Source organism: Algoriphagus halophilus, assembly GCF_041729275.1.
In the GTDB taxonomy this organism is placed as follows: domain Bacteria; phylum Bacteroidota; class Bacteroidia; order Cytophagales; family Cyclobacteriaceae; genus Algoriphagus; species Algoriphagus halophilus_A.
In genome coordinates this window covers 3,037,938-3,063,617 of record NZ_CP146486.1, presented here as the reverse complement: position 1 = coordinate 3,063,617, position 25,680 = coordinate 3,037,938, and the positions used below count along the sequence as shown (strand labels likewise).

Annotated in this window: 20 protein-coding genes and 5 pseudogenes; 12 read left to right on the top strand and 13 right to left on the bottom strand. The window is 39.4% G+C overall.

The features are described 5' to 3' along the window. Positions 1–21: 21 nt before the first annotated feature. Together V8V91_RS16365 and V8V91_RS16360 are read right to left on the bottom strand one after the other, a co-directional pair. Positions 22–1,122 carry an amidohydrolase family protein gene (locus V8V91_RS16365; RefSeq protein WP_373396260.1) on the bottom strand — a complete coding sequence of 367 codons (1,101 nt, stop codon included), beginning with the start codon at positions 1,120–1,122 and terminating at the stop codon, positions 22–24. Between the two features lie 202 nt (positions 1,123–1,324). After that, the gene (locus V8V91_RS16360) at positions 1,325–3,880 is read right to left on the bottom strand and encodes a M14 family zinc carboxypeptidase (RefSeq protein ID WP_373396258.1); all 2,556 of its coding nucleotides are present in this window, start codon (positions 3,878–3,880) and stop codon (positions 1,325–1,327) included. A 283-nt stretch (positions 3,881–4,163) separates the two neighbouring features. Between V8V91_RS16360 and V8V91_RS16355 the strand changes: the two are divergent. The 3 genes and pseudogenes from V8V91_RS16355 to V8V91_RS16345 all read left to right on the top strand — a co-directional run. Beyond that, positions 4,164–4,328, top strand: a pseudogene (locus V8V91_RS16355) (PLDc N-terminal domain-containing protein); the annotation flags it as partial. A 3-nt stretch (positions 4,329–4,331) separates the two neighbouring features. Next, complete coding sequence (locus V8V91_RS16350; RefSeq protein ID WP_373396257.1) at positions 4,332–4,556, top strand: PLDc N-terminal domain-containing protein; 225 nt, start codon at positions 4,332–4,334, stop codon at positions 4,554–4,556. A gap of 4 nt (positions 4,557–4,560) precedes the next feature. Then, a complete protein-coding gene (locus tag V8V91_RS16345) occupies positions 4,561–4,734 on the top strand; it encodes a PLDc N-terminal domain-containing protein (RefSeq protein WP_074225930.1) in 174 nt (57 codons plus the stop codon). Positions 4,735–4,740: 6 nt separating this feature from the next. Here the strand turns inward: V8V91_RS16345 and V8V91_RS16340 are convergent, their stop codons facing one another. Both V8V91_RS16340 and V8V91_RS16335 read right to left on the bottom strand, forming a co-directional pair. After that, positions 4,741–5,469, bottom strand: coding sequence for a TIGR01777 family oxidoreductase (locus tag V8V91_RS16340; RefSeq protein ID WP_373396256.1), 729 nt, complete (start codon positions 5,467–5,469; stop codon positions 4,741–4,743). Next, positions 5,439–5,630: an NAD-dependent epimerase/dehydratase family protein gene (locus V8V91_RS16335; RefSeq protein WP_373396254.1), complete on the bottom strand. Its 192-nt coding sequence runs from the start codon at positions 5,628–5,630 to the stop codon at positions 5,439–5,441. Before V8V91_RS16335 ends, V8V91_RS16340 begins: the two co-directional genes overlap by 31 nt. A 264-nt stretch (positions 5,631–5,894) precedes the next feature. Here V8V91_RS16335 and V8V91_RS16330 point away from each other — a divergent pair. The 4 genes and pseudogenes from V8V91_RS16330 (at position 5,895) to V8V91_RS16315 (ending at position 9,554) form a co-directional block, all read left to right on the top strand. Beyond that, a pseudogene (locus tag V8V91_RS16330) lies at positions 5,895–6,349 on the top strand (chloride channel protein). Between the two features lie 85 nt (positions 6,350–6,434). Next, positions 6,435–7,010 (top strand): chloride channel protein, encoded by a 576-nt coding sequence (locus tag V8V91_RS16325; protein WP_373400728.1) that lies wholly within the window; start codon positions 6,435–6,437, stop codon positions 7,008–7,010. 40 nt (positions 7,011–7,050) lie between these two features. Then, positions 7,051–8,865 (top strand): TrkH family potassium uptake protein, encoded by a 1,815-nt coding sequence (locus V8V91_RS16320; RefSeq protein WP_373396253.1) that lies wholly within the window; start codon positions 7,051–7,053, stop codon positions 8,863–8,865. Between the two features lie 101 nt (positions 8,866–8,966). After that, positions 8,967–9,554 (top strand): TrkA family potassium uptake protein, encoded by a 588-nt coding sequence (locus V8V91_RS16315; protein WP_373396251.1) that lies wholly within the window; start codon positions 8,967–8,969, stop codon positions 9,552–9,554. A 97-nt stretch (positions 9,555–9,651) separates the two neighbouring features. Here V8V91_RS16315 and V8V91_RS16310 read toward each other — a convergent pair whose 3' ends face one another. The 5 genes and pseudogenes from V8V91_RS16310 to V8V91_RS16290 all read right to left on the bottom strand — a co-directional run bounded on the left by V8V91_RS16310 (position 9,652) and on the right by V8V91_RS16290 (position 14,770). Further along, on the bottom strand, positions 9,652–10,461 hold the full coding sequence (locus tag V8V91_RS16310) for an ion transporter (protein ID WP_373396248.1): 810 nt from the start codon (positions 10,459–10,461) through the stop codon (positions 9,652–9,654). A 35-nt stretch (positions 10,462–10,496) separates the two neighbouring features. After that, complete coding sequence (alr, locus tag V8V91_RS16305) at positions 10,497–11,852, bottom strand: alanine racemase (RefSeq protein WP_373396245.1); 1,356 nt, start codon at positions 11,850–11,852, stop codon at positions 10,497–10,499. A 4-nt stretch (positions 11,853–11,856) separates the two neighbouring features. Further along, positions 11,857–12,942 carry a Mur ligase family protein gene (locus V8V91_RS16300; RefSeq protein ID WP_373396243.1) on the bottom strand — a complete coding sequence of 362 codons (1,086 nt, stop codon included), beginning with the start codon at positions 12,940–12,942 and terminating at the stop codon, positions 11,857–11,859. Between the two features lie 149 nt (positions 12,943–13,091). Next, positions 13,092–13,967 carry a lysylphosphatidylglycerol synthase transmembrane domain-containing protein gene (locus V8V91_RS16295; protein ID WP_373396242.1) on the bottom strand — a complete coding sequence of 292 codons (876 nt, stop codon included), beginning with the start codon at positions 13,965–13,967 and terminating at the stop codon, positions 13,092–13,094. Between the two features lie 55 nt (positions 13,968–14,022). Further along, positions 14,023–14,770 (bottom strand): annotated as a pseudogene (locus tag V8V91_RS16290) (ScpA family protein). 178 nt (positions 14,771–14,948) lie between these two features. Here V8V91_RS16290 and dxs point away from each other — a divergent pair. Genes dxs through V8V91_RS16275 form a run of 3 tightly spaced genes read left to right on the top strand, consistent with a single transcriptional unit; the run spans position 14,949 to position 17,640 of the window. Next, positions 14,949–16,862: a 1-deoxy-D-xylulose-5-phosphate synthase gene (gene dxs, locus V8V91_RS16285; protein ID WP_373396240.1), complete on the top strand. Its 1,914-nt coding sequence runs from the start codon at positions 14,949–14,951 to the stop codon at positions 16,860–16,862. Between the two features lie 11 nt (positions 16,863–16,873). After that, the gene (locus tag V8V91_RS16280) at positions 16,874–17,257 is read left to right on the top strand and encodes an alpha/beta fold hydrolase (protein ID WP_373396237.1); all 384 of its coding nucleotides are present in this window, start codon (positions 16,874–16,876) and stop codon (positions 17,255–17,257) included. Further along, the gene (locus V8V91_RS16275) at positions 17,239–17,640 is read left to right on the top strand and encodes an alpha/beta fold hydrolase (RefSeq protein ID WP_373396235.1); all 402 of its coding nucleotides are present in this window, start codon (positions 17,239–17,241) and stop codon (positions 17,638–17,640) included. The genes V8V91_RS16280 and V8V91_RS16275 overlap by 19 nt, the downstream gene beginning before the upstream one ends. 33 nt (positions 17,641–17,673) lie before the next feature. Here V8V91_RS16275 and V8V91_RS16270 read toward each other — a convergent pair. The 4 genes and pseudogenes from V8V91_RS16270 to V8V91_RS16255 all read right to left on the bottom strand — a co-directional run bounded on the left by V8V91_RS16270 (position 17,674) and on the right by V8V91_RS16255 (position 20,915). After that, a pseudogene (locus tag V8V91_RS16270) lies at positions 17,674–18,155 on the bottom strand (GAF domain-containing protein). Next, positions 18,148–19,170 carry a bifunctional diaminohydroxyphosphoribosylaminopyrimidine deaminase/5-amino-6-(5-phosphoribosylamino)uracil reductase RibD gene (gene ribD, locus V8V91_RS16265; RefSeq protein WP_373396233.1) on the bottom strand — a complete coding sequence of 341 codons (1,023 nt, stop codon included), beginning with the start codon at positions 19,168–19,170 and terminating at the stop codon, positions 18,148–18,150. The pseudogene V8V91_RS16270 and the gene ribD overlap by 8 nt, the downstream one beginning before the upstream one ends. Position 19,171: 1 nt before the next feature. Next, positions 19,172–19,888: a DUF4382 domain-containing protein gene (locus V8V91_RS16260; RefSeq protein WP_373396230.1), complete on the bottom strand. Its 717-nt coding sequence runs from the start codon at positions 19,886–19,888 to the stop codon at positions 19,172–19,174. 181 nt (positions 19,889–20,069) lie between these two features. Continuing rightward, the gene (locus V8V91_RS16255) at positions 20,070–20,915 is read right to left on the bottom strand and encodes a DUF4382 domain-containing protein (RefSeq protein WP_373396228.1); all 846 of its coding nucleotides are present in this window, start codon (positions 20,913–20,915) and stop codon (positions 20,070–20,072) included. Between the two features lie 108 nt (positions 20,916–21,023). Between V8V91_RS16255 and dgt the strand changes: the two are divergent. Beyond that, a pseudogene (gene dgt / locus V8V91_RS16250) lies at positions 21,024–22,365 on the top strand (dGTP triphosphohydrolase). Positions 22,366–22,566: 201 nt separating this feature from the next. Beyond that, positions 22,567–25,569 (top strand): AsmA-like C-terminal region-containing protein, encoded by a 3,003-nt coding sequence (locus V8V91_RS16245; protein WP_373396226.1) that lies wholly within the window; start codon positions 22,567–22,569, stop codon positions 25,567–25,569. Positions 25,570–25,680: the final 111 nt, after the last annotated feature.

The following is a 25,680-nucleotide window of genomic DNA, read 5'->3' as shown; positions in this document are numbered from 1 at the left end:
GATCAACTTAGGGAAATAGACTTAGTCCGGAAACACACTTTTATCCATTCCTGGTACGATGCGAAGGGCATTTTTGTAATAAAGCATTTTCAAGACTTCATCAGAAAGGCCTAGACCATACATTGCCCAAAAGGCATGGTACTTTTTATAATATGGGAAATATTCGTCCTCTGTCTCCAACACACGGAAATAGGTATAATATTCTTCCTTATTGTAAGCATCTTTTCCAAAAAGCACTCTATCCTGGTATTTCTCAAAAAACTCATGGGCTCTTTTTGGTTGTCTCCCAAATTCAGCAATGACTGCACCTATTCCGAAATTCACATTCGGAAATTTATCCAAATGTGCGGAAGCTGCATCTAAATCATTCGCCATCCAACCCATATGAGCATTGATAAAGGTCGTTTCAGGATGCTTTTCAAAAACATGGTGCTGCTCTGCAATGATTTGTTCAAAAGGAGCCGGATTATCATCCCCTCTTTTCCGGTTGGGGTGTGTCTTCAATTCTAGCCAACGTTCATTATTGGCGTCCATTTCCTGCCAAAATTGAGCTGGATCCGCTGAGTGGATAATCACAGGAATTCCTAATTCACCCGCTTTTGCCCAAACAGGGTCTAAATCAGGATGGTCTACTGGAACCCGATTCCCATTGATGTCTTTTACATTCAAACCGAGACTTTTATAAATTTTTAATCCACTGGCACCAGCTTGAACATCCTCTTCCAATTCTTTAACTGCAATTCTTGTCCAGTTTTCATCTCCAAAACCGGCAAAATTCAAATTGGTAAATACCATAAATCTCCCAGGTGCATAGGTATTAAATTCTTGGATCATGGATTTGATATATTCCTGCTGCGAATTACTATCCCCACGTCCAAAACCTCGACCACTCAGATTGACCAAAACACCCATATTGAGTTCATCCATCTCAGAAACCAGTTGATCTATTTTCTGCTCATTGATTCCCCCTTGATGACTATGAATATCTACAAAAGGGTATTTGGCTCTTTGAACGGGATGCTCTGGAACCTTGAGCGTAGATGGAGGATTGTATTCCTCAAAACTCATTTCTTGAGCTTTGGAAACAGTGGAAAATCCTAAAAAATTGCGGCTGCATACCATCTAAAATTGAGAAGTATAGATTTTTTCATATAGGAAGAAGGGTGTAAGTAAACTATTTGGCTGAAAATGAATTAATCACAAAACAATAACTTGTGAAACGAATGCTTTTAAATTTTGGTTGGAACTTTCTTGAAAAAACACAAAATAAACAAAAAGTCCCAAGCTAAATAACTTGGGACTTAATGATTGTATTACATGAGAATTACCTTCCAGTGCCTCTTTGAATGGTTTGTCCAAAAAATATTGCATTCAGGTACAACTTATTGGTTCCAAACCAAAATGCCCTAAAATTCATATTATCAGCAAACCCAACAATTCTTCCTCCACCTAAAGAAGATATACGTATCACACTACCATTTTTTAATCCTTCCAAATTGGACGGATGGATATACCCAGAGGCCAAAGGATTGTCCGTGTAAACTAGTGGGTTTGCATAAGGATTCTCAGAAGGTTCCATGAATTGATTATCATTTCGGAAGGTATGAATATTTGCACCTGTATACCCATACCCTATTGGATGTGTAATGTCCAATTTCGCGTTAAAAATAGCGCCCCCTGTTACCTTTGCTCCAGTAGCATTATCATAATCTGCATAGCTCTTTTGAAGACCTTGTTCAGTCTCTGGCATTTCTCTAAAAGAAAAAGATCCTACTTCATTTTGAGCAAGGAAACGGACAGCTCCTCCTTTGGCAACCAAGGTTCCTCCCTTGGACACCCATTCTTTTAAAACTGATGCACCGGATTTACCTAGGCCATTGTATCTCCCATCAGGCATCAATACAACATTATACTTATCCAAGGTATTACCTCCAATGGCATCCATGGGAAGCAAAGTAATAGCCATTCCCATTCGTTGGTCCAATAAATGCCATATCTCTCCAGCTTCGTAACTATTTACTCCACCCTCAACCAACAAAGCAATTTCCGGTTTGTCTAACGGCTCAGTAAAAGTGGAACCCATATTAATTCCAGAGGTATATCCCGTATTGATCGCGTAGATATCCACATTGGAAGATGCTGCGATTTCATTTAATTTCTGATACATGGCATTTTCATCCAATCCAGAATCCCCTTTCCCTATTAAAATGGTACCTCTTCCAAAAGTCTTCCCATCAGGAGTACTGAATTCCGCGTGAGCTACCCGCACCAAAAATCCTGCTTTCATTAGTTTGTTTGCTGCTTTTGGGGCATAATACCCTGTCCATTCCATGGCATACTGATAAGCACCTGGGGCTCCAATTACTTTTCCTGGAGCCAAAACCAAATTACTTTTATCCACCTTTTCCACATTTGCCAAATTCAAAATTCGACTATTTAAGGCCTGATAATCCAGGTTGAAAGCCATAGGATAAGTCCAAGCAGAAATGTCATAGAAAAGGCTGTCCTGAAAAGAAGTTCTGGTTTCAAACATGGCCTTAATCAGACGGTATTGTGGTTGATTGGCCGGAACTATATAAGAATTCTCTTTCTTAAATTCCTGTCCATTCAAAGTCACATCTTCTTTGAGACTGTATACCTCGATATCATGCTGGAGAATTAAATCCGCCAAGTGGTAGCTTCGAGCTAGATCTTCTTTGCTACCAAAAATGTAGGCTTTGTTTACATCCGCATCACTTTCGGTTTTGATCTCAGAATAAAAATCCTTCATCCATTGATTCAACTCCTCACGCATTTCTTTGGCAGCCTGATAAGAGGATAGATTAGCTGTAAACTGGTTTCTAATGGTAAAAGGAAAGCTCAACATTCCATAGTCAGTTTTTTGTAAGTGTCCTCTGGAACTTGCCTGCTCAAATAAAATACCGATGGAGCCTTGCACATCTGGGTAAGTAGAGCCCTTTCCATAATAGAAATCATCGTAGTTCTCTTGGTTATAGTACAAGGAACCTATTTGATCCAAGGCTTTGGCATGGTACTCACCGATCTTTTTGGTTAACTCAAAATTCTTTTGTGGAGTAAGAGGGTGCATTCTTGCAGGAACTCCCGGCTGGAAAAAGAATGTACTATTGCTTCCCATTTCATGGAAATCCAAATGGATGTTAGGAAGCCAATCCTGAAACACCCTCACGCGATTCCTGGATTCAGGATGCTGAACTGGCAACCAATCTCTATTTAAGTCAAACCAGTAATGATTGGTTCTTCCTCTTGGCCAAGCTTCATTATACTCTCTTCCGTTCGGATCTCCATTTAGGTTGTAAGATTTATGAGAATTGACCCATGAGGCAAATCTGTTTAGTCCATCTGGATTGATTGCCGGATCTAAAAGTAAAATGATGTTATCCAATTCAGGTCCCACTTCATTGGCAGCTGCAAAATGGTAGATAGCCAATAGGGAAGAATTTGCACCACTTGGTTCATTTCCGTGGACTGAATATCCCATAAACATGACTATTGGCATGGAGTTAATATCCACAGAAGCCGCTGGATCTCTAAGTTTGGCTCTTTCTGCCTTGATTTGATCAATTTTACCATGATTGGCAGGAGAAGTGATGGTCAGTAAAACCTGAGGCCTTTTTTCATAAGTTCTTCCGGTTTCTTCGATCGTCACTCGATCAGAGGCTTCTGCTACTGCCTTCATATACATTACTAACTGGTCATGGCTCACATGCCATTCACCCACCTCATAACCCAGCACCTCTTTCGGTGTAGGAATATTGGAATCATAGGTAAAACCTTTCGGCAAATAATAGCTCAAGTCCACTTGAGCATAGCTAAAAAGGGCAAAAACGGTCAATAAAAACGACAAAACAGCCTTTTTCATGTGATTAAATTGATTTAAATGAGCCACATGGAATCTCGCAGATTGGGTATTCAAACCATTGTCCAACAAGGTTTATGCTCGATTTCATATAGATAGATGGATTAAAACTTTCGACTAAATTCCTACTTTCATTCTTTAAAAAAAACTAAATTGGTTTAATGGTTAAAATAATTGAAGAAGCCCTATGGATTTGATAGTACCATCAAATGGTCTATCCTTCTGGCAACTCGGAAGTTAATTATTTCTAGCCAGCTATTTCGGATTTACATGATATGTCCTCACCGATCTGATCCGATCTGATTTCCGAGGCCATCCTATGAAATTGATTTGGGCACTGGTGATTTTAATGGGCCCTACCCTTGGTACATTTCTTTACATCAGCATGAATCAAAGGACCAAAAAGGATTTTAGAAGGTTTGAATCTAATTTTTCAAAACAAAGAAATTAATACATGACATTTCACTTTATTCAAAACATGGGAGGAGGACTGATCTTCTTCTTTATGATTTTTGGCCTGATTTACACCATATTATGGATTTATTGTTTGGTTGACATCATTCGATCAGAGTACAAGGATGCGAACATGAAACTGATATGGTTAATCATTATCTTATTTGCCCAGGTTATCGGGCCTATCATTTATCTACTCTTGGGAAAAAGCACGAAAATAAGTTAAAAATATGTTTGGAATAGGAATTATTGGCCTTGCCATTTATGCATACACCATCTATGATGTGGTCATCAGTAACTTTCATAATTCAACTGACAGGCTCATTTGGCTACTAATCGTAGTTTTGGTCCCTTTTCTAGGAACCATCCTATGGTTTTTGATCGGAAGAGGAAAAAGAATTTAAAGATTCCTAGCGGTGAAAAATATCCTTTAATGCTGGAATGAGTATTGGAAACTCATATTCAAAACCGGATTTTTGAATTTTTGAAGAAGAAACCCGATTTCCACCCAAAACCATCTCAGCCATCTCTCCTAAGATTAGACGGAGTAAAAATGCAGGGACCCCAATTCCAATAAAGGGTTTTCCTTTTGCCCTTGCTGCTTCTTGGGTTAATCTAAAATTCGTAGCCGGGTTGGGTGAAACGGCATTAAACACACCTTGTAAGGTGGTTTTTTCTAGCGCGAAAACAAACATTTTTGCTAAATCCTCGATGTGAATCCAACTCATCCATTGGTCTCCATTTCCTAATGGAGCTGCCACTGCCGGTTTCAACATTTCTCCTAAAGCCCCTCCGTGCTCATCCAAAACAATCCCAATTCTTAAGATCACGGTTCTCAAATGAAGGCTTTCTATTTTTTTTACTTCTGCTTCCCAAGCTTTGACCACATTAGCTAAAAAATCATTTCCTTCTGGAGATGATTCCTCTATCAAATCTGTATAGGTGTTAAACCCATAAACCCCAACAGCTGAGGCTGAGATCAATGTATCTGGTTGGTTAGTTGCAGCTGCTACTGCTTTATAAATAAGTTGAGTGGATTTAGTCCTGGACTCAAGGATCAATTTTTTCCGTTCTTCCGTCCATCTTTTATCTGCGACGCCAGCTCCTGCTAAATGGATAATGGCATCCGCCCACTCCATAGCTTCGGGATCGATGCTTTTTTTTCAATATCCCAAATAAAAGATTTTTGAGATTGTTTACTTCTGCTGAGCCAAGCCACAGATTTCCCCTGTGCTTCCAACAAAGCAGTGATTCTTTGTCCAATTAGACCTGAACCTCCGGTGATAAGGATATTTTGCATAGGGCGATTTATTCGAAGTTAACCCGAAATTCGGGAAATTGTTAATTTCAAAATCTGACATTACTGTCCGACTGTTTATTCCATTTCATTTTCTATGCCTAATTTGGGCCAAACTTTAAAAAAGGAATTGAACTTCACATCACTGGTTACTTACTTATTTCGTTGGACAGGATTTGGTTTATTGATAGGGCTACTCGCAGGAACCGCTTCTGCCTTCTTTTTAGTAGCCTTAGAATGGGCTGGTCAAACTCGTGAAAGTAACCTTTGGATCATTGCCTTGTTACCTCTGGGGGTTTTCTCATCGGCTGGACTTATTATAAGTATGCGGAGTCTTCTGTAAGAGGGAATAATCTTTTATTGGAGGAGCTTTATCAAACCCATCAACCCATTCCTTTACGAATGACTCCGTTGGTACTTTTTGGTACGATTGCTACCCATCTATTTGGGGGATCAGCAGGCCGAGAAGGCACTGCAGTGCAAATGGGGGCTCTTTAGCGGATCAATTGACCAAATGGTTTCATTTGGCAAAAGAGGATAGAAGGATCGTTTTAATTGCCGGAGTGTCAGCAGGTTTTGCCTCTGTTTTTGGAACTCCATTGGCTGGAGCAATCTTCGCTTTGGAGTGGATGCTCAATAGAAAATTTAGATGGAAGTCAGTTTTTCCTGCTTTCTGGACAGGACTTGTAGCAAATTTTGTATGCGCAGATTTGGGGGGGTAGGCCATACTCATTACATGATTCCAGAGGTACCTTCATTTTCAATAATCAATTTTCTTTGGATCATTCCTGCAGGAATTGCCTTTGGATTTTCAGGAAGGTTATTTGCCCAAACCACGCATTTTTTTCTCATGTATTTTCAAAATGGGTTTCTTATCCTCCTTTTCGTCCGCTCATTGGCGGACTTTTAATTGCCCTAATTGTATGGATATCGGACACTACTACCTATATCGGATTGGGTGTACCAAGGATTGTTGAAGCTTTTGAAACACCCTTACCTTGGTACGATTGGTTGGTAAAAACAGGAATGACAGGTTTCACCCTAGGAGCAGGCTTCAAGGGAGGAGAAGTTACTCCCTTGTTTTTCACCGGAGCAACCTTAGGAAATGCCTTATCTACCTGGATCCCTTTACCTTTGGCATTATTAGCAGGAATGGGCTTTGTGGGTGTTTTCTCCGGAGCGACCAACACGCCTATGGCTTGTACAGTAATGGGAATGGAATTATTCGGAGTAGAATCTGGCTTTTATTTAGCATTGGCATGTCTTATTGCTTATCTATTTAGTGGCCGCTCCAGTATCTATTCTGCCCAAAATTTGGAAGGTAAAATTCTCATCTTTCCCTCAAAAAGCTTTTTTTCATGGAGTCGATGGTTTAAAAAGTAAAACACTAAAGTCTATCTTTAGGTAATAGAATCAAGCCTGAATGAAACTGAATTTTAAATTTTTTTCCAATCCTGTTCGCAATTTATATTTCACGCGAAAGCTGAAAGCAATTGTTGAAGGTGTAGTTCGTTACAGCAGCTTTATCAACTTCGGCATTTTATTGTATCATTTGGGATATGAACCCTCTTCAGGTTCCTATGCGATCACCTCCTTTATATTTACGCTTTGTTTGGTCTTGATAGGGATAGGATATATCTTAAAAATCCTACTGAATGAACCCTCCATTTTAGTCGGCAGGGTTTTATTGGAATTACTGCTTTCCCTATTCTTAATCGGGTTTTCCTTATTGAGGTGGGATGCATTTGGAATGGAGTTTTCTGAAGGAATTCTAAACTACTCACGTCAGTATTTCCTGGTAAATATCCTGGTTGCCATTCTATTTTTTATAGAAATCAGCAAGTTTAGTCTAAGCATCAATCGATTAAAAGCCAGCCCAACCCTGGTTTTTATTTTGAGTTTTTTCATCTTGATCTGTATTGGAGCCATCTTATTAAGCCTTCCTCATGCCACTCAAAATGGCATTTCCTTGATTGACGCCTTATTTACCTCCACTTCTGCAGTATGTGTGACAGGCCTGATCGTATTAGACACCGCAAAAGATTTCACATTTTTTGGTCAGACCATCATCATGATCCTTTTTCAAATAGGAGGATTGGGAATGATGACCTTTACCAGTTTTTTTGGTTTCTTTTTTAAAGGTAGCTTCTCCATAGAGAACCAGCTATTCATTAGGGATTACATTAATGAAAACAACGTAGGAGAGATTTATTCCACCCTATTGAAAATCATCTTTTTTACGGTTTTGACAGAGGTAATAGCAGCTTTCCTAATTTACCATTTCACAGCAGACACCTTGTTTAGCTCAAAGGGTGAACAACTATTTTTTGCCGCTTTCCATGCTATTTCAGCATTCTGTAATGCAGGTTTCTCCACATTGAGCAATGGACTATATGAATCAGGGTTTAGAGAGGCCTATTCCATGCATTTGGTCTTAGCTTTAGCCATCATTTTAGGAGGCATCGGCTTTCCCGTCTTTATCAACTATTACAACTATTTGAAACATGTAGTAGTAGGAGGAACCAAAAAACTCTTGGGAATAGAATCTTATAGACACGTTCCTAGGGTTTCAAATGTCAGCACCAAGCTTTCTTTGTATACCACAGGAGTTCTATTGGTTGTTGGCTTTATCACCTTCTGGGTATTTGAAAGTGAAAGTACCCTTGAAGGGTTGAGTCCTTATGGAAAATTCGCTACAGCAGTTTTTGGAGCAGTTACCCCAAGAACGGCTGGGTTCAATACCGTCGATATGACCTTGCTCACCGTACCTACTATCTTGATTTATTTGATCCTGATGTGGATAGGTGCTTCACCGGGTTCAACTGGAGGAGGACTTAAAACAAGCACATTTGCTGTCGCTCTATTAAATACGCTTAGCATTGCTACTGGTAAAAAGCGTGTGGAAGTTTTTATGAGGCAAATTTCTTATGAAACCATCCAAAAAGCTTTTGCTGTAATTGCTTTATCCTTTTTGGTTATTGGTTTAGGAATTTTCCTGGTTATGCTTTTTGACCCACACCTCCCCTTGATAGATGTCGCTTTTGAAGTATTTAGTGCCTTTTCAACCGTAGGGTTGAGTTTGGGAATTACTTCCCAGCTAGGGACAGCCAGCAAATTAGTGATCATGATTTGTATGTTTATGGGTAGGGTAGGCACGTTGACAGTATTGATTGCTATTGTCAGAAAAGCAGGGCAGCACCGCTATAAATATCCAGAGGAAAATGTCTTTATTACGTAAATCTATTATGCATTGAAACCGAGCATAGAACCATATACCACAAATGGACCTTTAATACTCAATAGATTCCAAGTGGCCTTTAAAAATCAAATTATAAACACATGAAATACATCATTGTTGGAATGGGAAACTTTGGCGGGTATCTCGCTATGAGACTTACCGATTTAGGCCATGAGGTAATCGGAGTAGATAATAGCGAAAACCGCATTGACCTGATCAGTAACAAAATCACCCATGCGGTGACGATGAACGCTACAGACGCACAAGCAGTGAAAAACTTACCCCTCAAAGACTGTGATGTGGTCATTATTGCCATTGGAGAAGATGTCGGTGCTTCCATTATGTCTACCGCTATTTTTAAACAGCTTCAGGTAAAACGGATCATCGCTAGAGCCATTAATGATTTACACGAGACCGTCATTCGAAGTATTGGAGTAGATGAAATTATCCATCCAGAAGAAGAAACTGCTGATCGATTATCAAAAAGGTTGGAATTGAAAGGAGTGATGGACTCCTTGGAGATTTCGGATGAATACAACATTATAGAAGTAAAATTGCCGAAGCGCTATTTCGGAATGAAAGTATCCGAGGCCGATATTCGAAAGGAGTTCTTTTTAAACATTTTGACAGTCATCAAATTGGAAGATAAAACCAACTTGCTAGGCCTTAAAACTCAGGAAAAAGAGTAATAGGGGTCATCACCCCAGAGTATTTGCTGGAAGAAGGAGATATACTTTTACTATTCGGAAAGATTAAAAACATCCAGGAGTTCCTGAATCTGGAAGATTAGCGTAGGCTGATCCCACAATTTCCACAGAAATTATCTGCAGGTTTCAAATCGTCTTTGCCGCAATTTGGACAAGTAACCAACTTAGGTCTATCAGCTTTCTTTCGCTGAGAAGCCATTTCTGTACTTACTATACCCGTAGGCACAGCAATGATCGCATATCCTAGAAGCATAATAATAGAGGAGACAAACTGGCCTAAGGGTGTAACAGGAGTGATGTCCCCAAAACCTACCGTAGTCAAGGTAACGATCGCCCAGTACATTCCAACGGGAATGCTCGTAAATCCATGTTCCGGACCTTCAATAATAAACATGAGGGTTCCCATGATCAATACAATGGTCACTACAAACCCTATAAAAATCATTATTTTATGTGAACTGGCACGAAGGGACCTTTGTAAATATTCAGCCTCGGAAACATACCTCCCTAATTTTAAGATTCTGATCACCCGCAGCAAACGTAAAGCTCTTACCACTGCTAGAAGCTGGGAATTCACCACAAAAAAGCTCAAATAAGAAGGTAAAATGGCTAGCAGATCTACCAAGCCATAAAAGCTGAAAATATAGCCTCTGGGTTTTCTGGATAACCAAACCCGGAGTACATATTCTACTGTAAATAAAATCGTAAATACCCATTCTAACCACCAAAACAAGTCTCCATAGGCAGCACGAAGACTTGCCACTGAGTCTAGTATGGAAATGAGAATACTTCCAAAAATCAAAAAAAGCAATACAATGTCGAACGTCTTAGATGCCCAATCGTCAGACTCAAAAACTATATGCGCAAGCCGCTTTTTAGTGATTTTCATAAATGAATTTAGGAAAAAATATCAGCCTGCACCATTCAATCTAAATAGTATACTCTTTTTACTCTGGTACTGATGTTGGTTAATAACTCATAAGGAATGGTTCCTATTTGGCTTGCGAGCTCTTTTAAAGAAATCTGCTCTCCGTAGATAATTGCTTCATCTCCAGGTTTGACATCCAAATCGCTCACATCTACCATGCACATATCCATACAAACGTTTCCTACTACGGGAGCTTTTTTCCCCTGAATCAACACATATCCTTTTCCATTTGAAAATCTTCTGTCATAGCCATCTGCATAACCTATTCCGAGGGTAGCTATTTTCCCTCCTTGAGGTAAAACTCCTTTCCTAGAATAACCGACTGTTTCTCCTGGATTTATGGTTTTCACCTGAGAAATTGTAGTCTTTAAGGTACTGATAGACCGAAGCGAACTTCCATATTTACCGGTTACCTCTACTCCATACAAGCCAATTCCAAGCCTGACCATATCAAATTGATATTCTGGAAATGCTGTTATACCCGCAGAGTTAAGAGCGTGAAACAGGGTGCTCTGAGGTAAAATTTGCTCCAATTCTGATTTCATCCGCTGGAAACTGTGGATTTGTTCTAATGAAAAATCACGATGGAGCTCTTCGTCAGCACCCACCAAATGGGTATACACAGATGCTATGGTTAGATGTTTTGACTTCGAAATCAGCTCTCTTAATTCAACCAGATGTTTCTCCTCAAAACCCAGTCGGTGCATTCCGGTATCCAAATCCAGGTGAATTGATAAGGATCGTTCATTGACCTCACAATATTGGTTGACCTTTTTAAAAAATTCAGGACTAAAAACCACAGGTTCCAAAGCATACTTATGGCATAAATCTATGGACTCCTCTAATGGGTTCAGTACCATAATAGGTAAAGATATTCCATGCTTTCTTAACGTGACCCCTTCATCGGTAAAAGCTACAGCCAAATAATCTGCGCCCATGGTTTGTAAATGATTGGCAATTTCTACTGCTCCACCCCCATAGGCAAAAGCTTTTACCATAACCATCATTTTGGTTTCAGGTTTAACCAGCCTTTTATAGAAATTAAAATTATGTGTAAGAGCATTGAGGTTGATCTCTAAAGTTGTCCCATGGATTCGCTGCTGGAGTCTATTGACAACTCTTTCAAAACCAAAAGGACGTGCTCCTGTGATCAGAATCAAATCATTGGTGAATTGTTCAGGATCTAGGGCATCAAGCAAATCTTCCGTTTTTGGATACATCTCAAACTTCCCAGGAAAATGCGTCCCGATCCGTGCAATGTCTTCACCCACGCCGATAATTTTATCTAAGCGATAATTTACGATCAAATCTGAGACCATGGAATAAACCCGTTCTGGTTCTCCCTGTTGCAATAAATCAGAAAGGATTAAGACCTCTGTTTTTGGGACGCTGCTGCTGCATAAAATCCAGCGCTACTTTCAAGCCGGCCAAATCGTTATTATAGGTATCATCAATTATTATGGATTCATGCACTCCTGGCTTCAAAGTCAAGCGCATATCGATCGATTTTAGATGATGTAATCCTTCTTGGATCGATTCTGAAGATTGACCCAGTGTTAATGCGGCAACTAAAACATGGGTAATATTCTCAATAGAGGCTGGATCTCTAAAAGGAACGTGAAAAGTATAGGTGCTTAAATCAGATTTTAATAAGAATATTTTAGTTTGATAATCACTGATTTTAACAGATCTAGTAAAATCTGAACCGGGCTCATCCGACCAAGCTATCAATCTATCTTCTGGGAATTTATTGGCAATCTGGGAAGCCAAGAAGGAATGGTCTTTACAGTAAATCAACAGTTTTGAATGCTCAAAGAGGCAGAGTTTCTCCGAAATCTTTTGCTCTTGGCTTTCAAATCCTTCTTGGTGTGCAGTCCCAATATTGGTAAAGATCCCTAAACTCGGTTGAATCATTTTTTCCAAAGCTGTCATTTCTCCTGATTTTGAAATTCCTGCTTCAAGAATTGCCACTTGGTGATCCTTTTCGATTCCGAAAATAGAAAGGGGAACTCCAACCTGAGAATTATAGCTTTTAGGGCTTTTAGCTACATGAAATTTTTGGCTTAAGACCTGACCTAACCATTCTTTGACAATGGTTTTGCCATTGCTTCCTGTAATGGAAACTATTGGCTTTTGGAACTGGTTTCGTTGAAATTCTGCAAGCTCCTGTAAAGCTGCTCTGGTATCTTCTACTGCCACATAAGAGGCTGTGTCTTCCTTGGGCTTATAATTTTTTGGAACCAGAAAACATCGAACGCCCAACTCAAAAAGTTGGGGAATAAATACTGTTCCATCTGCTTTTGCTCCTTTCAAAGCAACAAACAAGCTACGACTGGGATGTATAATCTGACGGGAATCAATAGCTACTTGAGAAATCAAATTGCTTTCCAAATCTCCTAAAAGTTTTCCTTTAGTAATTTCAGCAACTTGCTTGATAGTCATTTCCTGTAGCATATTACTCTAGCGTTTCATTCTCCTTTTTTTAAAAAACACCTGTTTAATCCATCTAGGCAAGAATAGTGCCCCAAGAATCAAGTAAGGGTAATAAGAGAGTAGCCTCCAGACGATACTCGTCACAAATGTGTAGATAGTTAAGAATTGTGTGAAGAATTGCGCAAAGAAAAACTCAGCAGTACCACTGCTACCAGGAGTAGGGAAATCATCATTACAATCCACATGATGACCTGTCTTGCAAATACGATGATATGATCATTGAGACTCAAAGGCACAAAGGCAGAGATTAGTGCATTCAACATTAAATACCTGGAAGTCCAAATAAAGATCGTAGCTGCTACAATAGGAAGCCAATATTTGAAGTCTTTCCCCGCCAATTCTTTAGATGCTTCAATGATTTGATTTCCATATTCACTTGCATCATGCTTCCATTTCCGGAGCCATTTGATAGAAAAAAGTTTGATCAATACCCATTTGAAAACTCTAGGTCTATAAAATAATGCGGCTGCCATGATTAGGCTATAGGTAGCATAGAGGGCATAACTAATCCAGAAAATTGCCTCCATACTACTTTGCATCTGGGTTTCCAGAACCTTACTTTCTGGAAATATATTTCCCTTTGCAAAAAACAGAATTACAGGAGCCCCTATGACAAAAAATAAGTTATCCAAAATCGCTGTCACCATGACATAGGCAATCGCTCTTCCTAACTTGATCCCTTCTTTGTTCAGTATGAAGATTGCCACTGCGGTACCTCCAACGACAGAAGGGGTTACTGCAGAAGCAAATTCCCATAGAATGATCACATAAATAGACCTTGTCCAGGTAAGTTCTCTATTGGTGATTTCCCGAATCCGATAGATGTATCCAGCATCCCTAAAAAGAATGACTACCACAGCCAAGAAAATCCAAGTCAAGGATGCATCAAAAACGACACTTAAGGTTTCGGCATTGATAGAGGGATCAAAATAAAACATCGCAAAAACGATCCCCAAACCTATGATGATAGGCACCCAAACCTTATTTGGGTTTAATGTTTGAAAGATTTTTTGTTGTCCAATTTCATACTTAGCCGGCAGCTATTGGCTCAGTCTTTTCCACCCAAAAATTATTAAAGCCTTCACCGATAATAATGGTGACTTTCGAAAGCGAAGTAATTCTAGAATAGCCAGAAAGGTATAAATCACAAAAATTTTGTCTGGTTTGTAGGTGATAAATTCTGAAAATGGTATTGTTTTTTAAAACTAATTCTTTCCAATACAAAGTCTTTTTGCTGCTCTATGGTATAAGGGTACTGGATGACCGTATGTTTTGTTTCATCCCTTCTTGCTACCAGTTTGGCCATACTTCTCTGAAACACTTTGAGCAGTTTGTATAAATCCACATGCTGCATTTCAGCATCTACGTCCTCTACTTTACTTAATTCCTGTAGCTCAAAAAGCAAATTTCCTCTCTTTTCTTTGGTTAATCTAGTCTCTTCTAAACTAGCCAAATCCTGTATTACAGATTTGTACTTTTTATACTCCAAAAGGTTTCTGATCAATTCCTCGCGAGGGTCTATTTCTTCACCTTGCTCATTTAATTCAGGTCTCGGAAGCAAAAGTTTGGATTTAATTCGCATTAAAGTTGCTGCAAAGAGAATAAAATCACTTGCTACTTCTATCTCCATTTTTTCCAGATGATGTAGGTAGTCTAAGAAATCATTGGTTATCTTGGAGATAGGAATATCATATATATCCAATTCGTCCCGCTCAATGAAGAATAACATCAAATCGAACGGGCCCTCGAAAAGCGGTAATTTGATTTCGAAACTCAAGGGATATTTAAATTATTGGTTAATTTTGCAACCTTGTAGCCAAAGATATTCAATTAAGCGTAAATTAATTGGACTTAGGCCAAAGAATGAAAAAAGGTAGGCAAAAAGAAATCCTAACCGATTTTAGAACAAATACTTAAAAGGAGAGTTATTTCTTTTTGACACCAGAAATTAGATCATGTTGATTCAACCAGGAGAATTATTAGCGCAAATCAACAGCCCCGCTGACCTGAAGAAGTTTCCGAAGGAAAAACTCGTTCAGATATGCGATGAATTGCGTCAATTTATAGTGGACAACGTTTCCGTGTATGGGGGACATTTTGGTGCAAGTTTAGGTGTAGTAGAGCTAACTGTGGCTCTTCATTACATTTTAAATACTCCTGAAGATCAACTGGTTTGGGATGTAGGCCATCAAGCTTATGGGCATAAAATCCTAACTGGTAGAAGAGATCAATTTCATACCAATCGTGTGTACGGAGGTATTTCTGGTTTCCCAAAAAGAAAAGAAAGCGAATACGACACATTTGGTGTAGGTCATTCCAGCACATCCATTTCTGCTGCTTTAGGAATGGCTGTAGGCTCCAAATACAAAGGAGTTCACAAGCAACATGTCGCTGTCATTGGCGATGGATCTATGACTGGGGGAATGGCATTTGAAGCCATGAACCATGCAGGAGTCAGTGATTCCAATGTCCTGATCATTTTGAATGATAACTGCATGTCCATTGATCCTAATGTAGGAGCACTCAAGGACTACCTCACAGATATTACTACTTCTCACACTTACAATAAAGTAAAAGATGAAGTATGGAAGCTGTTGGGAAAATTCAGCAAATTCGGTTCAAGTGCTCAAGAAGTAATCTCAAAAGTTGAAGGAGCCATCAAATCCGCAGTACTTCATCAAAGTAACTTATTTGAATCCTTGAATTTGAGATACTTTGGTCCCGTAGATGGACATGATGTAAATCATTTGGCGGAAATACTCAAGGATTTAAAAGATATTCCAGGTCCCAAAATTTTGCACTGTGTCACAGTCAAAGGAAAAGGATATGCACCTGCCGAAAATGGAAACAAGACGACTTGGCATGCGCCAGGTACGTTCGATAAAGTAACAGGAGAAATTTTTAAGAAAACTCCTTCAGTTCCTCAAGCACCAAAGTATCAAGATGTTTTTGGAAACACTTTAGTGGAATTAGCAGAAATGGATGATAGAATCATGGGTGTAACACCAGCCATGCCATCGGGATCATCCATGAATATCATGATGAAAGCCATGCCTGACCGAGCATTTGATGTGGGTATTGCCGAGCAGCATGCTGTTACATTTTCGGCTGGTCTTGCGACACAAGGGTTAGTACCATTTTGTAATATCTATTCTACATTCATGCAGCGTGCTTATGATCAAGTGGTCCATGATGTATGTCTTCAAAATCTTCCAGTAGTTCTCTGTCTGGATCGAGCTGGTTTTGCTGGAGCCGATGGCCCTACTCACCACGGTGCCTATGACATTGCCTATTTCAGATGCATTCCAAATCTTGTGGTTTCTGCACCAATGAATGAGGAAGAGCTCCGAAATATGATGTATTCGGGTTCCTTGCATAATGGTCCATATTCCATCCGATATCCTAGAGGTAAAGGCGTTATGCCGGAATGGAAAACTGCATTGAGGCAAATTCCTGCAGGTCAGGGAAGAATCATTAAAGAAGGAGAGGAAGTAGCCATTTTAACTTTGGGCCATATTGGAAACTACGCTGTTGAAGCCTGTGAAACCCTACAAAAAGAAGGCCTTAATCCTGCGCACTATGACATGCGATTTGTGAAGCCTTTGGATGGAGAATTACTCCATGAGGTGTTTGGCAAATTCAAGAAGGTCATCACCGTGGAAGATGGTTGCCTTATGGGTGGTTTCGGATCGGCAGTGCTTGAATGGATGATGGACCATGGCTATCATTCACAAATAAAACGTTTGGGGATTCCAGATGAGGTCATCGAACATGGTGAGCAAATTGAATTACAGAAAGAGTGTGGTTTTGATCCTGAAGGAATTGCAGATGCTGTGAGAAGTATGGCAGAAGTGGTCAAATCCCTCTAAAAATCACAAATATGTCTGGTATTGAATTTTTTGAAGAAGGACAGGGTCAGCCTATTGTCCTAATCCATGGTTTTTGTGAAATAGCAGAAATGTGGAAGGATTTTGCCAATTCTTTATCCGAGGATTTTAGAATTATTTGCCCAAACCTTCCTGGGATAGGAAATTCCAAACTTGAGCAATCTATTCTGACAATGGAAGAGATCGCTGTTTTATTGGAGAATTGGATGGAGGAAGAAGGCATTTTAAACCCTATAGTAATAGGACATTCATTGGGTGGCTACGTTACCTTGGCACTCACTGAGTTAATGGGGCAAAAGTTAAAAGCCATAGGCCTTTTTAATTCTACTGCATTTTCAGACAGTCAGGAAAAAAAGAAATGCGAGACCGCACCGTGATTTTCCTTCAGAAATATGGAGTAGATACCTTTGTTACTTCCTTTGTCCCACCACTTTTCCCGGAAACTAGAAGAGAGGAATTAAATTCAGACATCCAAAAAGCCATCGAACAAGGAAAAAATTGTTCGCTAGAGGGATTAATCGCCCTTACCAAGGCGATGAGAGATCGAAAAGACCGCATGGAAGTTTTGGCAAATTTCCAAGGTCCTAAAATGATGATTGCTGGTGAATTGGATACAGCAGTACCTATTGAAGCGAGTAGAAAACATCAAAATGCTGTCACCGACTATGTTGAACTTCCAGCCACAGGGCATGTAGGAATGATTGAAAGAAAGGAAGAAACGATTGAGATCATCCGTTCTTTTGCCAAAAACCTAACCTAAATAATCCTTGATCAAAAGACCGGACCAAATGGATTATAAAGTCTTTCCTAAAGATTCCATTAACTTTTCAAGGTACTCTTGATCGATTTGATCAAAATCATCCAGTTGATCAGAATCCACATCCAAGATCATTGCAACCTGTTTATCTTTAAATACGGGAACTACAATTTCTGATCTTGAGGCAGAGCTACATGCGATATGGCCTGGAAAAGCATCTACATCCGGAACAAGTTGCGTTTTGGCTTCTTGCCAAGCTGTACCACAAACCCCTTTTCCTATGGAAATTCGAGTACAAGCAATAGGACCCTGGAATGGACCCAATACCAATTGCGTTTCCTTCACCAAATAAAAGCCAACCCAAAAAACCCGAAAGCCTCTTTCAAGGCAGCAGAAATATTGGCTAAATTGGCATATAAGTCTGGTTCACCGCTTATCAATGCTTCAATTTGCGGAATTACTGCTTCGTATTTCTCTGCCTTGGTAGCAGCTTCTGGGATATATAGATTTTCAGACATGATAATGTATTGCTAGACGATCTTCTAAAACTGAAATTAGTTCGGAGGCAGGCTTTTGTATGGTTGGAGCAACAATTCCTTCCTCAAATTTATTTTGGCTGGTAAACACACGAGCTTCGTCCCAAAGTTCAGATTCCAGAAATTTATTCAAAAGAAAACTTCCGCCCTCGACAATCAGACTTTGTATTTTCTTTTGATGCAAATCTTGAAGTATATCCTGAACAGAAAATCCAGACTTTAGTTTCACAAACTCTAGATTACCATGAACCTCTGATTTTTGTGTGTTATAACAAATCGTAGGGACCGCTTGATCATATAGCTTTAAGTCCTTTGGCAACTCCATCCTACTATCTATGACGATTCTCAATGGATTTTTACCTACCCAATCCCTTACATTTAGGGCTGGGTTGTCATACTTGGCCGTGTTTTTCCCAACCATAATTGCATCCTCCTCAGCTCTCCATTTATGAACCAATTGACGACTTGAAAAATTACTGATCCATTTTGAGGAAAAATCTTTCCTGGCAACGAAACCGTCAGCGGTTTGGGCCCACTTAAGTATTACATAAGGGCGTTTCTTTTCTATCTGAGTAAAAAATCTGCGGTTTTGCCATCGAGCTTCTTTTTCTAAAACTCCGGTTACCACTTCAATACCCGCTTCCTTTAGAATAGTTATCCCTTTTCCTCCAACCAAAGGATTGGAATCTACGGCAGCAATGACAACTCTTCGCACTTTCATTTCCACTAATAAATTGGCACAAGGAGGAGTTTTCCCATAATGGGAGCAGGGCTCCAATGTCACATAGGCAGTTGCGCCCTCTATTAACTTGGGGTCCTTGACATCTTTTACTGCATTAACCTCGGCATGGGCCTCCCCATATTTCCGATGGTATCCTTCCCCAATAATAAAATCCTCTTGCACAATCACACATCCCACCACGGGGTTTGGACTTACATTCCCTCTCCCTAATTCAGCAAGCTCCAAAGCTCTTTGCATGTAGAGTTCATCGTTCATACTAAGGCTTCAGTTTTAGGGTTACTAAATCCAAGGAATTTGTTTCTCTTGCCACTACTTCCACATTGTGAATTAGAGTATCTGCAAAAGACTCATTTTTAGGGTCAAAGTAAAGTGAATAGGTTCCCTCAGGAAGTCTAAAATTATAGGTTCCAGAACTGTTGGTATGTGTACTGATTGAATCCCCATCTATAATTGCATAAACGGCCGGCTGCAAAGAAGTTGGGCTAACTACCCCAGTAATTTCTCCTGTTCCTGCTCCTTTATAGGCTTTTATGATAGGGTTCAATTCCAAAGACAATGGTGCTTCACCTATGACTTTTATAGATTTTTCAAGATCAAAATCCAATACGATATCATATGAAAACCCTTGCTCAATATCCAATTCTATTTCAATGGGAACTTCATTGGAGGCAGATTCTGCCAAACTCATGGAATACCTTTTTTCATCTAAATAGAGAAAATATTCATCTCCCAATCTCATGGTCAAACCCAATACCTTTCCATTAGGTAATTCATCCCTACCTAATAAAAGGGCTTCGCCACCTACCAAGGAACTCACTTCAATTTTTTTATCTCCAGGAGCGTAAGGAAGAAAAAAGGTTTCAATCATTCCATCTTCTCTTCCGGATCTGATCAACTCTACATCTACCCCTTGAACCTCCACAAAAACAGAATCCCATTGGGCCGGTGCGTCTATCAGAATAAGGTTCAGCAAACCTTTGGGGTTCGAATCAAATTCGCTACATCCCCAAAAGAATAGAATTATCAGGACAAATAAGAAATTAAAAACGCTGCTTTTCACTTTACAAATTTAGCCTAAAAGTAGTCAAAATATAGGCTTTGAAAGACTGATCAAAAAATCATAAAAAAAGCCGGTCTAAACCGGCTTTCAATGTTTATTCTTCTATTGGTAGAAGTGTTATCGGATCGAGCGTCAACACTACGCCTTCCTCTACTACTACATTCTCTACTACCAGTATTTGGTATCCATCATTTGGAGTAAATGTGATGGTATAAACTCCATCATCCATTCCAAGCATTTTGAAGTTACCGTTGTCATCGACAAATGTATTGTACTCATCATCACCTTTTTGGGCATTCACTGCCACAGGTTGAGCTTCTGCCGGGAATACTTGACCCATTACGCCAGAAGCTGCTTCTTCCATGTAGGCTCTTAACACAGGTTTCAAATTGATGTTTCCTGAGTTTCCTGCCACTACGATAGATTTAGCAACGTCAAAGTCAATCACTAGATTGTAGCTCATTCCTCCTTGGATATCTTCATCTACCTTAATTTTCAATCCACTTTGCTGAGCACTTGGAGTCTTCAAATCAGAACGTACTCCATCTTTGACTACATAATTATCATCTCCGAGCACCAATCGCAATTGATCAATCTCACCTTCAGGAAAATCTTCCGAACCAATAAACAAGGAATTTTCTCCTGTAAGGTCCATCAAATTCACGTATGGGCTAGCTTCATCGTAAGGAATTTCTATCCAATCAGATTCATTCCCGTCATCATCATCATTGCCTTGGGAATCATCATCCATGGAATCATCATCTGCTTTAACCCTGATTGCAAGCACTTCAATCCAAACTTCGTCGAAATCTCCAGGAGCATCTACCAAGTAAAAATTTATTCTGGCGTTTCCTCCATTTGGAGTTTCATCATCATTGGAGCATGCAACAGCAAAAAGCATTACTCCAAGCAACATCAAATAATTAAATAGATTTTTCATCTGTAAATTGTTGGGTTAGTTTGACCGGACAAGATTCAATGTCCATGCCAATTTACAATTTTAGATTTTTAAACGGAATGTAAAAGTAGCTTGTTATTTTTGGGGATGATGAAATGGGAAAAGTTATTGGCCAGGGGCAGATTTGGAGATGAGCCCGGTTTTATTCCAACTCAAATAACAAGAAGCGAATTCGAAGTTGATTATGATAGGATCATATTTTCTGCTCCTTTTCGAAACCTACAGGATAAGACACAGGTCTTTCCTTTACCCGAACAGGCATTTGTCCACACACGTTTAACGCATAGTCTAGAAGTATCAAGCGTAGGAAGGTCATTAGGTAAATCTGCTGGGGAATTTTTATTAGAAAAGTACCCTAATCTGCAAAAAACAGGGATTTCGGCATATGAAGTAGGAGCGATAGTAGCTGCAGCTGCCTTGACTCATGATATTGGAAATCCACCTTTTGGACATGCAGGAGAAGAAGCCATTTCTGATTTTTTAAATTTCATGATACCGGAAAATGTTGGGAATCACATGTAAGAAGTGAACAATGGGCAGACCTTTGCAACTTTGAAGGTAATGCACAGGGATTCAGAATGTTAGTTTCAAAATCCAATGGACTCAAACTCACTTATGCTACACTTGCTGCATTTACCAAATATCCTAGACCTAGCTTTATTCCACATCGTGATATCGCAAGAAGAAGTCAGAAGAAATATGGTTTTTTATCAATCAACTGGTGGATTTTGAGCAAATGGGAAACTTTTTGGGAATGGAGAAATCCAGCCTGGAATGTTGGTTACGCCATCCCTTGGCATTTTTGGTAGAAGCGGCTGATGACATATGCTACAGCATTATTGATTTGGAAGATGGATGTACTTTAGGGCTGGTCAGTTTTGAAGATACTGTCAAGCTGTTAGCTCCTATTTTAAAAGATAAATTTGATCCGAAAAAATTGAAAAATCGGACCAATTCCCAAAACTTAGGTGCCTTAAGGGCATTGGCAATCGGAGAGTTAATCCGTGAAACTGTAGAAGTTTTTGCACAGTATGAGGAGAGCATGTGCAAGGGAAACTTTGACAAAGCATTGACTGACATCATCCCTTCTGCCAAAGCACTTCAACAAATCTCCAAGGTCTCTGTAGACAAAATTTATCGCTCTAAGGTAGTACTTGAAAAAGAAGCAGCCGGGTTTCAGGTACTGGAAGGATTACTTTCTGTATTCTCCCAAGCATTATATCACCAATTCTATCTTCCTGAAAGATTCTCAGGTCAGGACAAAAGTATCTTACGACTGCTACCTGAAGACTTTCCATTGAAAGGTTGGGGAGCGGAAGTGAATCCATATCCATTATTGAGATCTTTGGTTGATTTCATATCTGGAATGACAGATAAATATGCTGTCAATTTATATAGAAGAGTGAAAGGGATTTCCTTTCCGGGATCTTAACTTATACGCTACATTCTATCCAAGGTCATGATTCAGAAAAAATCATGGCCTTTCTTATTTCCAAGTCAAAAATTTTTCTTGCTGATCGGCTTAAATCTTGCTTTAAATTAAGCCTTTACGGTTTACTTCTCCGTATTTAGCATTGCAATTCCATCCTGTGTAAAAAGATCTATACAGCTCAATTGCCCAATTTCAACGATTATGAAAAAGACTCTAATAATACTATCTGCTATATTTTTATTCCTGATCGCTTCGGCCATCGCTATTCCCTTCATTTTCAAGGATAAAATAGCTGCCCGAATTGACCAAGAAATTGCCCAATCTGTGAATGCCAAGGTGCTTTATGATCTGGATAATATTAGTCTTAGCATTTTCAGAAACTTCCCTAACGTTTCTGCCAATGTCAAAGATTTTGGAATCGTAGGAAATGCTCCTTTTGAAAATGACACCCTGGCTAGGTTAGATGAACTTCAAATTGATTTTAATTTAAAGTCGGTATTATTTGATGACTACCCCACCTTAACAGGAGTGCATTTAAATGGAGGAAGTATTTATATAAAAGTATTGGAAGATGGAACTGCCAATTATGATATTACCTATCCATCTGAAGAAACTACCTCGACTGAAGAAAGCAGCCTAAGAATAGGAGTAGACCAAATTGAAATCAATCATCTTAACTTGGTCTATGACGATCGTTCCCTCAGTTATTTTATGGCCTTAGGAGATATAAATGCTATAGGAAATGGAGAATTTACATCAGAAGTATATGAATTGCCTATAGAACTGGAGGCCTTAATAGCAGAAATAAATTATGAAGGGACCAGTTACCTTTCCAATAAGACTTTTTCTGGAGAGACCTTGCTCAATATTGATATGGGTAATATGAGATTTACCCTAGGAGAAGGTGATTTTCAACTAAATGATTTTTTGTTTGGGCTAACAGGGTACTTGGCTATACCTGCCGATGATATTGAATTGGATCTGGCTTTCTCTGGAAAAAACAATGAATTTAAAAGCATCCTTTCCTTGGTTCCAGGTATCTATTCAGATAGCTTTTCCAGTCTGGAAACATCTGGGACCATGGATTTCTCGGGTTTTGTCAAAGGAGTTTATAATGATACTAAATTCCCCGCTTTCGATATCAGCTTGAAGGTCGCAGACGGGATGTTTCAATACCCCGACCTTCCTAGACCAGTCAAAAATGTTCATCTGGACCTTCGAGTATTAAACGAAACAGATCATTTGGACAATACCTCTGTTGCTATCCCTACTTTCAATTTAGATTTCAGTAGCAATCCGCTTTCAGGTAAATTCTTTTTGCAAGATCTGATTACCTATACAATGGACGCAGCAATCAAAGGAAATTTGAACCTAGAAGAAATGACTTCCATTTTTCCAATTGATGGAATGTCGCTGAAAGGAAACCTTGCGATCAATGCCACTGCAAAAGGTAGGTATGATTCTATCGCCGGAGTGATTCCAGCAATTGATGCAAAACTAGTATTGGCCAATGGCTATGCAAAAAGCACCGAATATCCTGCCCCAATAGAAAATATCAATGTGAATGCCTTGATTCAAAACAACAGTGGCAACATGAATGATTTCTTGGTTAACCTAAGTCAGTTTGGTTTTGAACTGGAAGAAGAGCAAATCCAAGGAGAAATGAAAATCACTGATTTTGAGAAGTTGAATTGGGATGGAGCAATCAAAGGGGGAGTGGACCTGAAAAAAATCATGGCTATTTTTCCTATGGAGGACATGAATTTAGAAGGACGAATTCAAGCAGATATTTTAACTCAGGGATCCTATGCTGCCTTGGAAGCAGGGAAATATCAGCAGTTGGACACCAAAGGTAGAATGGAAGTATCAGGATTTAAGTACAGCTCATCTGAGGTTCCTCAAGGTGTAGAAATATCCAAAGCAATCGCAGAGTTCAGTCCTGCAAGTATTAAGCTAACGGAATTTGACTCTAAATTAGGAGAAAGCCCTGTTCAAGCGACCGGATCATTGTCCAACTACATGGAATATCTGCTAGGTGAGAATGGTACTTTAAAAGGTCAATTGTCGATCAAAAGCACTCGGTTCAATGTGAACGAATGGATGACAGAGGATAATAGCCCTGACACTTCAAACACCGAAATGACAGTCATTGAGCTTCCAACAACTATTGATTTCAGCATGAGCGTTGCAGCGAATGAAGTCATTTATGACAACATGAGTCTGCGAGATATGAAGGGGAGCATGACCTTGAAAGATGGAGTGTTGAAGTTCAGTGATGCCTCCATGAACACCTTGGGTGGAAGCATTGCATTAAGTGGGACTTATGACCCTAGAGATATTACAGTACCAAAATTTAATTTTGATTTGAATATCGTGGAATTAAGTATAGCAGAGGCATTTAAATCATTTAATACAGTCAAGGCTTTTGCTCCTATTGCACAAAACCTGACCGGAAAATTCAATTCAACCCTTAGCTTCTCTGGAAACCTGGGCCAAGATATGATGCCTCTTTTGTCAAGTTTGGATGGATCTGGCTTGTTAAAAATTGCGGAAACAGCCCTTAAAGACAGTAAAATTTTGGAAGGCATCACCAGCTTGACTAGTCTGAAAGATGTCAATACGGTACAATTGCGTAATATTTCCATCCCCATTTCCATAGATAATGGGGTAATGGATGTGAAGCCATTTGATGTTAAACTTTGGGATTATGAAGCCAATGTACAAGGATCAGCTGGCTTTGATGGATCCATTAATTACTTGGTCAATATGCAGGTTCCGGCCGGAAAATTTGGTGCGCAAGCCAATTCCATTTTGGCTACCATTTCGGGATCTGCGGTGGATGAAAACACCAAAATCCCTATCGCTTTGAATCTTTCAGGTACATACAATTCTCCAAAAATAGCTTTGGCAGGAGGAAATAGTATAGAAAGTTTATTGACAGATGCATTAAAAGCTAGAGTAAGTGGGGAAGCTCAAGCATTGCAAACGAAAGCCACTGAGCAATTCAATGCTGCTCAGGACAGCATCAAGAAAGAAATGAAGCTAAAGGCAGAAGTAGTTCAGGATAGTGTCAAAAAAGAATTGGAAAAGCAGGCAAATGTCACCAAAGACAAAGCAGTAGACGAAGCTAAAAAACTACTAAAAGGATTTTTATCTGCTCCCAAAGAAACCAAACCAGATACCACCAAAATCAAAGAAAATTAAATCCTATTGAAGAAAAAGCCCCAGACCTTTCGGTCTGGGGCTATTATTCGGGTTTGTATCATTTCCCAAAGCTTTCAGTGTCAAAAAACTTTTACTGAAAAAGGGAATGAT

Coding starts and splice junctions, on each gene's coding strand:
- V8V91_RS16365 (WP_373396260.1), bottom strand. CDS start 1,122: ATGGTATGCAGCCGCAATTTTTTAGGATTTTCCACTGTTTCCAAAGCT.
- V8V91_RS16360 (WP_373396258.1), bottom strand. CDS start 3,880: ATGAAAAAGGCTGTTTTGTCGTTTTTATTGACCGTTTTTGCCCTTTTT.
- V8V91_RS16350 (WP_373396257.1), top strand. CDS start 4,332: ATGACATTTCACTTTATTCAAAACATGGGAGGAGGACTGATCTTCTTC.
- V8V91_RS16345 (WP_074225930.1), top strand. CDS start 4,561: ATGTTTGGAATAGGAATTATTGGCCTTGCCATTTATGCATACACCATC.
- V8V91_RS16340 (WP_373396256.1), bottom strand. CDS start 5,469: ATGGAGTGGGCGGATGCCATTATCCATTTAGCAGGAGCTGGCGTCGCA.
- V8V91_RS16335 (WP_373396254.1), bottom strand. CDS start 5,630: ATGCAAAATATCCTTATCACCGGAGGTTCAGGTCTAATTGGACAAAGA.
- V8V91_RS16320 (WP_373396253.1), top strand. CDS start 7,051: ATGAAACTGAATTTTAAATTTTTTTCCAATCCTGTTCGCAATTTATAT.
- V8V91_RS16315 (WP_373396251.1), top strand. CDS start 8,967: ATGAAATACATCATTGTTGGAATGGGAAACTTTGGCGGGTATCTCGCT.
- V8V91_RS16310 (WP_373396248.1), bottom strand. CDS start 10,461: ATGAAAATCACTAAAAAGCGGCTTGCGCATATAGTTTTTGAGTCTGAC.
- V8V91_RS16300 (WP_373396243.1), bottom strand. CDS start 12,942: ATGACTATCAAGCAAGTTGCTGAAATTACTAAAGGAAAACTTTTAGGA.
- dxs (WP_373396240.1), top strand. CDS start 14,949: ATGTTGATTCAACCAGGAGAATTATTAGCGCAAATCAACAGCCCCGCT.
- V8V91_RS16280 (WP_373396237.1), top strand. CDS start 16,874: ATGTCTGGTATTGAATTTTTTGAAGAAGGACAGGGTCAGCCTATTGTC.
- V8V91_RS16275 (WP_373396235.1), top strand. CDS start 17,239: ATGCGAGACCGCACCGTGATTTTCCTTCAGAAATATGGAGTAGATACC.
- ribD (WP_373396233.1), bottom strand. CDS start 19,170: ATGAACGATGAACTCTACATGCAAAGAGCTTTGGAGCTTGCTGAATTA.
- V8V91_RS16255 (WP_373396228.1), bottom strand. CDS start 20,915: ATGAAAAATCTATTTAATTATTTGATGTTGCTTGGAGTAATGCTTTTT.
- V8V91_RS16245 (WP_373396226.1), top strand. CDS start 22,567: ATGAAAAAGACTCTAATAATACTATCTGCTATATTTTTATTCCTGATC.